Consider the following 10337-nt stretch of genomic DNA (forward strand, 5'->3'; position numbering starts at 1 on the left):
TTTCAAAGATGATTAGCTAAATGCGCGAATATCTGCCAATCGCCCAGCACTATACTTTTCTAATTTATGCTCAATCACGGATTCATCTCCCCATTCAATTGGCATATCCTCAGTGTATTCATCCAAAAAATCACGTCTTAACTGCACATATTCTGGGACAGCATGGTAAGAGATCACTTTGTATCCCGCGGTTTCAAGTAATGCATTTTGAAACTGTAAAGTATGTCCACGTTTGAATGAAAATTTATCTTCTAAACTGACAATGGCAAGAACTTTACAATCCTTATTCATCACCACAAAATCAGCAAACATTGACTCATATTTACGGCGTGTACGCGGTAACTTTGTGGTCAGTAAGGCGTCAAAAGAGACATGTGCCAAAATATGCGCATTTGGCATGATTTCTTTAAGACGATTGAAAGTTACTTGCTGATAGGGGCTAAACACTGCTCTTTGACGGAGCATGCTATCAGAGGGTTGTTGATGCTTTAATCCTTTATAAGCAATGAACAACACTACAGCGAGTATGATCACACTCGCGATGATCATGATATCCATGACTAGTATCCTTATTTGAATTCTTATCGTTAATTTCTTTTTTAAACTACTTCAAAAAACACAACTTTTATTATTGTTTCATTATGCTGATGTTAAACATCGCATAGTCCAAGTGAAAAGCGCTTCAGACCAAGCTTATATTAAACATGTTCTGCACTTATTGGCTATAGTTTAAAACATGAACCACATCACACTATTACATAATTGTTGGACAATGATGAAAATTTCATTTGAAGATAATACAATATCACCTGAAATGAAAAACTCAAAACCTCACTAAACTACTAATTTAAATGATTATTTTAAAATAAAAAAGAGACTTACCCAAATCAAGCCCAATATTCCGATAAAATGAGCATCATCGAAAATATTGTATAGAAAATGTTCAAAAAAGGACGCCGCAGCGTCCTTTTAAAAGAAATTATCATTTATGCACGAGACTTGGGTTTGGATTTACCCTTAGGTTTCCCCTCGCCAAAAGGTTTTTTGCGATCTCCAGTCTCACGTGGTGGCAAACCAGTGTGCTGTGTCAAGATTTGGCCTTTCTTCGGACGATTATTTTGTCCTTGTGATTGACCACGATTAGCGGTTTGACCCGTACGTTTTTGTGAATCACCTGCAACAGTTGAATTTTTCTTACGTGCAGATTGATATTGACCATCCGTGCCCTGAGGCTGATACGTCGGAATCAAATGTTGCTTAGAATTACCAATTAAGTCCTGACGACCCATTTCTTTCAAAGCTTCACGCAGTAAAGGCCAGTTATTTGGATCATGGTAACGTAAGAAAGCTTTATGTAAACGGCGGCGTTTTTCACCTTTTACAATGTCGACATCTTCAGTATAACGTGCCACTTTCGCAAGCGGATTTTTACCGGTGTAGTACATGGTGGTCGCAGTTGCCATGGGTGATGGATAGAAGGTTTGTACTTGGTCAGCACGGAAACCATTCTTTTTCAACCAAATTGCAAGGTTCATCATGTCGTAATCGGTTGTACCCGGATGCGCCGCAATAAAGTAAGGAATAAGATATTGTTCCTTACCTGCTTCTTTACTGAAACGATCAAACATCTGCTTAAAGCGATCATACGTCCCGATACCCGGCTTCATCATTTTATTGAGCGGGCCTTTTTCGGTATGTTCAGGTGCAATTTTTAAGTAGCCACCGACATGATGCGTGACTAATTCTTTCACATATTCAGGGTTCAAAACTGCAAGGTCATAACGTAGACCCGAACCAATCAAAATCTTTTTAATACCCGGTAAAGCACGAGCTTTACGATATAACTGCGTAAGAGGTGCGTGATCAGTATGCAAGTTTTGACAAACACCTGGGAACACGCACGATGGCTTACGACAGTTCTTTTCAATTTCTGGATCTTTACATGCCAAACGATACATATTGGCTGTCGGACCACCTAAGTCCGAAATAATGCCTGTAAAGCCCGGCGCCGTATCACGAATCTTTTCAACTTCACGTAAGATCGACTCTTCAGAACGGTTTTGAATAATTCGACCTTCATGCTCCGTAATCGAACAGAAGGTACAACCACCGAAACAACCACGCATGATGTTCACAGAGAACTTGATCATGTCAAACGCTGGGAAACGCGCATCGCCATAAGATGGATGTGGTAGACGTGCATAAGGCAAGTCGAACACATAATCCATTTCTTCTGTGGTTAGTGGGATTGGCGGTGGATTAATCCAGACATCACGCTCACCATGCTTCTGCACGAGTGCGCGCGCATTCCCTGGATTGGTTTCTAGATGCAAAATACGGTTTGCATGGGCATAAAGCACTGGATCATTGGCAACTTCTTCAAAAGAAGGTAGACGAATCACAGCCAATTCACGTGGTGGCAATTTATGTTTAATCGCCTTAGATGATGGCTGTAACTGCACGATTTGCGTATCTGCATCCAAATTGTCGCCTTCACGAACAATCGGATTGCTGACCACTTCTTTTTGGAAATTCTGATACTGCGTTAAGCTGTTGCCTTTGTCTTTCTCAATTTCACAGCCATCAATATCTTCGGTCATCACATAGGGATTGATGATTGGATCAACACGGCCTATGGTATCGACATCATTTGATGCGATCTCAACAAACTTGGCTTTCGCTGCACGGTTATGCTTATTAATAATAAATGCAGTACCACGAACATCAGTAATGTCTGTAATTTTTTCGCCTTTGGCTAGACGGTGCATCACTTCAATGATTGAGCGTTCACCATTACCATACATCAATAGATCGGCTTTTGAATCCATTAAAATAGAACGACGAACTTTGTCAGACCAATAGTCATAATGCGCAATACGACGTAATGAGCCTTCGATACCGCCTAGCAGAACAGGAACATCAGGGAACGCTTCACGACAACGTTGACAATAGACTGTTGCTGCACGGTCAGGACGTTTATTCGGTTGGTTATCTGGAGAATAAGCATCATCTGAACGGATCTTACGGTCAGCCGTATAACGGTTGATCATAGAGTCCATGTTACCTGCCGATACGCCCCAAGCAATATTTGGTTTACCAAGTACACGGAATGCTTCAACATTCGTCCAGTCTGGTTGGGCAATAATACCAACACGGAAACCTTGCGCTTCAAGCACACGGCCAATGATACCGGTTACAAATGATGGATGATCGATATAAGCATCACCACAAACAAAAATAAAGTCACAACTATCCCAACCGAGTTGGTCCATTTCCTCGCGTGACATCGGCAAAAAAGGCGCGGGTTCAAAACAAGACGCCCAATATTTGTCGTAATCAAACAACGCTTTTGGCGCAGTCTGAGCGGTATAAGCAGTAGACATGGCTAGCAATTCTCGGCTGGCAGATGGAAGATCAAAAATTAGATCAAAGATGAAAGCCGATCATTTTACCATGAATTCAACTCAACTTGCTTGATTAAAAAACGATCAAATACAATTGCTTAAATTTTCTATTCATCACTGATGACCTAAGACCTATTTTTGTACATTTAACATACAACCAAATCTAAACAAAAAATAATATGCATTTAATTTCAGCAACTTAAGCTTAGCAATTGACTCAATTCTTTTACGACTGATGATTTGGGTAATAAATAAAGTTGCTTTTCATTTTTATAGTGTTTGAAAAAAACGAAAGGCGTTTAATCGTGCTCAAAATAATACTCACAACTGTTGCCACTATGATGGCTTTATTACTTTCTAATTTGGCTTGGACTCAATCTAAAATTCCACAGTCTTACCAGCAACAAGCAGCTTGGCAACAATTACAACAAAGACTCCCTTTGAAGTTTCGTATCAACGACCAAAACAAACCACATGAGTACTACTGGAGTTGGAATGATTACCGTGTACATGTCGATGCTTATCCCAATACTAAAGCGCCAGCCAAAGTCATTTTATTACATGGCGTAGGTACAAATGGTCGTCAGATGAGTTTAATCCTTGGGCGTCCACTTGCCCAAAAAGGGTATGAAACCTTCGCATTGGATTTACCCGGTTATGGTCTGACGCAATACCCTTCAAAAAAAGAAATTCGTTATGATCATTGGGTGAAATTGGTCAATGATTTTGTGAACAAACAAGCTCAAAAAGATGATCGTCCTATTTTCCTTTATGGACTCTCAGCAGGTGGAATGCTCACCCTACATGTGGCCATGCAGAATCAACATGTCGATGGCATCATCGGAATGACCTTTCTCGATCAAGAGTTTAAAGACATTCAAAAAGGAACCATGCGTTTTAGTGCTCTAAGCCCTGTTCTTTTGCCAAGTATGAAAGCAGTAGCACATACCCCTTTGAAGCAAATCACCTTACCCATGTCCTTGGTCTCAAAGATGTCAAAACTCACCAATGACCCTGAAGCCTTACGCATCATGCTGGCTGACAAGACATCCGCAGGTAATAGCATGAGCGTGGAGTTTTTAAACAGCTATATGCATTACCAAAAACCATATCCTTTGACTCAGTTTAATCAAGCACCTGTGTTACTGACTCAACCTGAACAGGATCAATGGACTCCTTTAAAATTGAGCCAACCTGTTTTGAAACAGTTGAAAGTACCTTATCGTGTGATGAGTTTACAAAATGGTGGGCACTACCCTGTTGAGCAACCTGCATTAGATCAGCTGGTAAAATACAGTGATCAATTCATTCGTGAAAATATAAAACGCTAAATTGATCTATTGAGCGATAAATGAATCACTTAGACAGTTTTGTAAGCATTTTCCTACAATCATCTCTTCTATTGTCTGCTATGCATATCAACGTCACTGCACTATTCTTAAACCCTCAGGAAACAGGAAGTTTCCCAAACAAAAAACAACAATAATAAGTTTGAGCATCAGGACGTGAGGTACGACAGGAGTTATACCTACAAGCAGCCGATACGAAGAAAAGCCCATCAGGAAGATGGGCTTTTCTTTTTCTTACACATAGAATTTTTTAAGCACACTACACGTTGTCACGCTTGTAAAACAATTATGCATCATGCTTTTTCGCTTTCACAACACTTTCATGCATTCCATTTGTTAGTTTTAAAGTGTGTCACGCAACAACTCTGACTGTAATTTCCAAAGTGCAAGCAACTTATGCTGTTCCTACAACACGGAATAGCCTAGTGCAAACGGCTTGCATACAAAATTTTAAAGATTGAGGATGTGAACATGGCAAAAGCTTTATTTATTACTGCAAATTTTGGTGTTGAAAAAGATGAATTAATCAAACCCTTAGCATTTTTAAAATCAAAAGGGATTGAAACCTATCATGCTGCTGAAGAAAAGAAATCTGTTCAGACTGTGGTTGGGGATCAAGAGCCTTCAGATCAAGTTCAACCTGACATAAGCTTTGATGAAGTCAATGCAAACGACTATGACATCCTGATTATTCCTGGGGGAACGGTCAATGCGGATAACTTGCGAATTCATCCACAGGTTCAAAAATTGATTCAAAGTTTTGCTGACTATCAAAAACCAATCGCAGCTATTTGTCATGCGCCTTGGACATTAATTGATGCGCAACGTATCAAAGATAAAAATCTGACGTCTTATAAGTCAGTAAAAATTGATTTAGAAAATGCAGGCGGTAAATGGGTCGATGAAGAGGTGCATCGTTGTAATACTGGCGGCTGGCCGCTCATTACATCTCGTTGTCCTGATGATATTCCTGCATTTAATGAAGCCATTTATAAAGAATTGACGCAGTCTTAAACGATTAAAACCCCTTTTTTTGGGGTTTTATTTTGCATGTTTTACAGACTTTTTAAGTAATCTACAATTTCTTGCTCGCCTGCCATTTCAGCAAGTTCTAAAGCTGTAAATTGACCTTTGTAAGCTACATTTGCACCTTTTGCGACTAGCAGTTGTACTACATCTAAGTACCCGTTCTCTGCAGCTGCTTGAAGTGCGCTATAACCTTCATCATCAATTTGGTTTACATCAGCTCCGTTATTTAAAGCTGTTTCAACTTCTGTGATTTCGCCTAATGAAGCCCAATAGATGAGTTCAGGAAGATGAAGTTCGCTATCATCGTCAGGGATTGGGGAGAATGAGTTAAGTTTCATGTCTTGTTCCATAATGAAAAATTCGTTTTTTCATTTAGTTTGAGTAGATAAATATAAGTCTTTCATTTCTGCTGAATCAGACATAAACCATTCTATCATTTCCCAATTATCTAATTCAGTCGAAGCATTACCCATGCTTTTTCTAATTGCCAATAACATTTCAGATAACAAAGAAATCCAGACTGATGTTTGGACTAACACATGCTCAGGGGAATTATCTTTCATCTTGTTATAAGAATAAGCATGCTGCATCAAGGCATTGTAAGCACGAATTACCGAATCATCAGCAACTAATGAAAGCTTAAAAGCAATTTTACGATAGTCTACACTCAGCATTCTTCCGATACTTAATTGATCCTTAGTCTTTCCCTTATATTTTGGATCTGAATTAAAGATAGCATCACTTGTGAACATAATGATGAACGGCTCTAATAATAAATTATATGTTTCAATTCTATCTACATGTAATTTATCTTCTAACTCTTTAATGCGTTCTAAATTTTTTAATTCTAAATCTGTATTTTTTTCGACATTATTTTTTATATGCCATCCAACGCCAGTTAATGCTAAAACTAGCAAAGGTGTTAATGTATTACTTAAAGCCACAACATAATCTATCCAATCTTTTTCCATATCAATGATAATAATTTTAAATATTATCATTATATTAGCTCCTGCTACTTTAATAAAAAAGCCCCCTTACGGAGGCTTTTAAATCATTCAATTATTTAAGCTTTGGCAATACTTGGCTGACTTGAACCAATCTTTTCAGATTCACTTTCATTCATAATCAGAGCCACTGCAATTGCGGTAATCAACACAGGTAAACCTACTGCCATAAAGTTAAAATGCGCTGGTAAGTTCATCCCTAATAAGCCACCAATCAAGATTGGACCAACAATTGCTCCCATACGACCAATCGCAGATGACCAGCCAATCCCTGTTGAACGAACTGCCAATGGATAGTACTGAGCTACGTAGCTGTATAACAACATCTGTGAACCAATCGATGCAGCACCTGCCAAGAACACCAAGATGTAAAGTAACAGCATATTCGACTGGAAGCCCATTAAGCTCATCACAATCGCACCCATTAAACCCAAGAACATCAATACAGGTTTTAAATGGTAACGGTCTGCCAAGATACCACCGCCAACGATCCCCACTACCGCACCAACATTCATGACCATCATGAACATTAAGCTATTATCCATTGAGTAGCCCGCAGCCATCATCAATTTCGGTAACCAGCTGCTGAGTGCGTACATGGTTAATAAGCATGTAAAGAATGCAACCCAGAACAACAATGTATTTACAGCGCGACCGCGACGGAACAAGCTGACAACAGTTGCCGATTCAGGCTCATCTACTTGATCAAGCTCGAAAGTTGTATCTTTCTCAACTTTTACTTTAGGTTCAATCTTCGCCACAATTTGACGAGCTTCTTCCTGACGATTTTCTTTTACGATGAAAGTTAAAGACTCAGGTAAGAATTTCCAAATAATTGGAAGTAAAAGTAATGGAATACCTGCGATAAAGAACATGATTTCCCAACCAAAACTTGGTGTAAACCATGAACCTAATAATGCAGCCATCACACCACCTACCGCATAACCACTAAACATAGTAGTTACCAAGGTGCTACGCATTTTTTGAGGTGCATATTCTGAGGTCAAAGCCACAAGGTTTGGCATAACACCACCAATCCCTAAACCTGCCAAGAAACGCAAAATACCGAACTCAGTTGGATTGGATGCAAAACCACCCGCAAAGGTTAATCCACTGAATAAAATAATACAGATCATAATGACTTTTTTACGGCCAATCTTATCTGCTAAAGAACCAAAAATCATTGCGCCAAACATCATCCCTGCAAGTGCAGTACTTGCGAGCATGCCTGCTTGAACAGCACTTAAACCCCATTCATCCATCAATAATGGTAAAACTACGCCATTAATTGCTAAGTCATAACCATCAAACAGGATAATGAGTAAACACCAAGCGACAACATTGAAGTGAAATGGTGTGAATTTAGCATGGTCAATAATTTTATTGACGTTCATTGCTTGCTGTGACATTCCTCACCTCCTGTGAGAGATCGTATTTCAATAATCTTTAAGCACGATCCAACCAACTTTGAATTTAATTGTTGTGAGCCACGCATCAAAATTGTGTGCTTAAAGTCTGTGAGGTAAATTTCACATAATTCTGTGTTAATAAAAATTGAACGTTAGTCTAAAATCCAATCAAAATTAGGCTTTTTATCTAAATATCGCATTAGACCAAAGTTTGTTTGACTTACGAAAATCAGTGTTTTCATCATTTTATTGGTAAGTAATGATGATATCTCGCTCAAATACGAATTTATTAAATTACTTATTTCATTATGATATTTTTCACTTAATTTAATAAAAAACCTCATAGATCAAAATCCATGAGGTCTCGAACAATTAATATAACTTTTTGTCTAATTTAATCTGAATAATTTCATTATCATCAGCAAGTTTTGCATTACGCCCACTTGAACCTGGAAAATTATTGTCATTCAACACTGTGATTAAATCAGGTCCTTCAATCACAATATCTTCAATGGTAAAGAATGGAAAACCGAAACGCTCACCCGTCATAATATCACCCTCACGTGGCGTACCATATAATAAATTTGGATTCGCAATATCCATTAAATTGACCAAGTCCGTCTTATTAACCAACTGCTTCGGTTCATTCAGTTGTATTCGAACTAATTTCTTAAAACCACCAATATTATTTTCAGTATCATCACGCTCAATCACAACACCTTCATTTTGACTAAATAACTGGAAATCACCAATTGCTGTTGCTTTAGGGTCGAGCTCAAAATAGTAATGGTCATTTGTATATGCTTTTTTAGCAATATCAAATTTTGAAATTAATAAATGTCTTTGCGCATTCTTGCTTAATGGTTTTTCCAGCATTGGATATAAATATTGACCATCTGGAGAAATAGCCATGCCTTCAAATCCACCACTTCTTTGCACGAGCGCATTTTCTATTTCAGCCGCACTTTGATGAAGTTGATTTTGTGGAGATCGAAGCTCTTCTCCTTCTTTTTCAGGATGAGGCAATGCAATCGGAGCACTCTTTAAAACACCATCAGCACTAAAATGCAGTAAAAATGGACCGAATTCATCTCCGATCCAAATATCGCCATTTTTATCACGCTGTATAGATTCCGGATCAAAATCAGCACCTGTTAAAAGTCGTTCTGGCGTACTCTCATTGACAATTTTGAATGGTACTAACTTATTCGGATCACGAAGCTGTATATGAGACAGTACTTTAACGTTATTTGAGTTGGTCTTAGCAGTTCTAAAATCTACTGAAATATTATAAAGGCGCAATAGATAGTCTGCTGAGTTATCTTGTGCCCCAAATCCATTATCAGACATTACAAGATACGTTTCATCAGCATTTTTTAATGCCCCAGAAAATCCTTGAACTGGCTGACCTTTAAATGGCGGATAAATACCGTTTGCACCTTTCACATAAAGTCCTGAATCTGGTCCATCGGCATAGGTAGCCACATCAAGCTTTGCAAATGAAGCAAGTGTGGGTTCCTTTATCTGATTTTGTTGATCTGAGGTGATCTTATCATCAGAATCATTACAACCGCTAAGGGCTAAAAATGACAATAGTACTGTGCTTAAAAGTGTCTTGTTCATAAATCCATATGTATCACTTAATTAAGGACTCATGATTAAACGGCATGATGGTGTCATTCCTCTGACAGATCAATGAAGATTTGATGAAGGCTTTTATTATTAGTTCCTCACTATATAAAAATCTTTATCAGTGAGTTCTAAAATACATTTCCCTTTATTTTTATATCTTTATTTCATTCTTTACTATATAAAAAAACACCCCCTTGTATTGAAGGGGGTGTTTAGAATAATGAGCTGGCGATGACTTACTCTCACATGGGTAACCCCACACTACCATCAGCGCTAAGAGGTTTCACTTCTGAGTTCGGGAAGGGATCAGGTGGTTCACTCTTGCTATTGTCGCCAGCACAACTGTTGTGACTTTGCTTGGGTCTTATTCGCATGTATTGTTTGCGTGCCTTTGCTTGGTCAAAGAAGTTATTAACAGCTATTTGAGTTGCTTTAGTTTGTGCAGTTTAGCGTTTTATCTAACTAAATCAAGTTATTTGTCATGATTTGAACCACAACACCAACTGT

At 38.4% G+C, this 10337-nt stretch carries 9 protein-coding genes and 1 rRNA gene; 3 read left to right on the forward strand and 7 right to left on the reverse strand.

The genetic code is table 11. The features are described from left to right. Positions 1-12: 12 nt before the first annotated feature. Positions 13-558 (reverse strand): DUF2726 domain-containing protein, encoded by a 546-nt coding sequence (locus BMW42_RS09555; RefSeq protein ID WP_092767397.1) that lies wholly within the window; start codon positions 556-558, stop codon positions 13-15. A gap of 428 nt (positions 559-986) precedes the next feature. Next, positions 987-3383 carry a YgiQ family radical SAM protein gene (locus BMW42_RS09560; RefSeq protein ID WP_035268131.1) on the reverse strand — a complete coding sequence of 799 codons (2397 nt, stop codon included), beginning with the start codon at positions 3381-3383 and terminating at the stop codon, positions 987-989. A 326-nt stretch (positions 3384-3709) separates the two neighbouring features. Between BMW42_RS09560 and BMW42_RS09565 the strand changes: the two genes are divergently transcribed. The 3 genes from BMW42_RS09565 (at position 3710) to BMW42_RS09570 (ending at position 5767) form a co-directional block, all read left to right on the forward strand. After that, the gene (locus tag BMW42_RS09565; RefSeq protein ID WP_228143114.1) at positions 3710-4735 is read left to right on the forward strand and encodes an alpha/beta hydrolase; all 1026 of its coding nucleotides are present in this window, start codon (positions 3710-3712) and stop codon (positions 4733-4735) included. A gap of 20 nt (positions 4736-4755) precedes the next feature. Beyond that, positions 4756-4890, forward strand: coding sequence for a hypothetical protein (locus BMW42_RS14935; protein WP_265734072.1), 135 nt, complete (start codon positions 4756-4758; stop codon positions 4888-4890). Between the two features lie 334 nt (positions 4891-5224). After that, the gene (locus BMW42_RS09570; RefSeq protein WP_092767401.1) at positions 5225-5767 is read left to right on the forward strand and encodes a type 1 glutamine amidotransferase domain-containing protein; all 543 of its coding nucleotides are present in this window, start codon (positions 5225-5227) and stop codon (positions 5765-5767) included. A gap of 41 nt (positions 5768-5808) precedes the next feature. Here BMW42_RS09570 and BMW42_RS09575 read toward each other — a convergent pair whose 3' ends face one another. The 5 genes from BMW42_RS09575 to rrf all read right to left on the reverse strand — a co-directional run bounded on the left by BMW42_RS09575 (position 5809) and on the right by rrf (position 10168). After that, complete coding sequence (locus BMW42_RS09575) at positions 5809-6120, reverse strand: ankyrin repeat domain-containing protein (RefSeq protein WP_092767432.1); 312 nt, start codon at positions 6118-6120, stop codon at positions 5809-5811. 30 nt (positions 6121-6150) lie between these two features. Further along, a complete protein-coding gene (locus BMW42_RS09580; protein WP_213032612.1) occupies positions 6151-6783 on the reverse strand; it encodes a hypothetical protein in 633 nt (210 codons plus the stop codon). A 65-nt stretch (positions 6784-6848) separates the two neighbouring features. Continuing rightward, positions 6849-8198, reverse strand: coding sequence for an aromatic acid/H+ symport family MFS transporter (locus BMW42_RS09585; protein ID WP_092767403.1), 1350 nt, complete (start codon positions 8196-8198; stop codon positions 6849-6851). Between the two features lie 372 nt (positions 8199-8570). Continuing rightward, positions 8571-9821, reverse strand: coding sequence for an esterase-like activity of phytase family protein (locus BMW42_RS09595; RefSeq protein WP_092767407.1), 1251 nt, complete (start codon positions 9819-9821; stop codon positions 8571-8573). A gap of 232 nt (positions 9822-10053) precedes the next feature. Next, a 5S ribosomal RNA gene (gene rrf / locus BMW42_RS09600) occupies positions 10054-10168 on the reverse strand. Positions 10169-10337 lie beyond the last annotated feature (169 nt).

It is taken from the genome of Acinetobacter sp. DSM 11652 (genome assembly GCF_900109815.1).
Taxonomy (GTDB): domain Bacteria; phylum Pseudomonadota; class Gammaproteobacteria; order Pseudomonadales; family Moraxellaceae; genus Acinetobacter.

What these genes read in the sequence shown, in the direction of transcription:
- BMW42_RS09555 (WP_092767397.1), bottom strand. Translation starts at nt 558, where the DNA reads ATGGATATCATGATCATCGCGAGTGTGATCATACTCGCTGTAGTGTTG.
- BMW42_RS14935 (WP_265734072.1), top strand. Translation starts at nt 4,756, where the DNA reads ATGAATCACTTAGACAGTTTTGTAAGCATTTTCCTACAATCATCTCTT.
- BMW42_RS09575 (WP_092767432.1), bottom strand. Translation starts at nt 6,120, where the DNA reads ATGAAACTTAACTCATTCTCCCCAATCCCTGACGATGATAGCGAACTT.
- BMW42_RS09595 (WP_092767407.1), bottom strand. Translation starts at nt 9,821, where the DNA reads ATGAACAAGACACTTTTAAGCACAGTACTATTGTCATTTTTAGCCCTT.
- BMW42_RS09570 (WP_092767401.1), top strand. Translation starts at nt 5,225, where the DNA reads ATGGCAAAAGCTTTATTTATTACTGCAAATTTTGGTGTTGAAAAAGAT.
- BMW42_RS09580 (WP_213032612.1), bottom strand. Translation starts at nt 6,783, where the DNA reads ATGATAATATTTAAAATTATTATCATTGATATGGAAAAAGATTGGATA.
- BMW42_RS09560 (WP_035268131.1), bottom strand. Translation starts at nt 3,383, where the DNA reads ATGTCTACTGCTTATACCGCTCAGACTGCGCCAAAAGCGTTGTTTGAT.
- BMW42_RS09585 (WP_092767403.1), bottom strand. Translation starts at nt 8,198, where the DNA reads ATGTCACAGCAAGCAATGAACGTCAATAAAATTATTGACCATGCTAAA.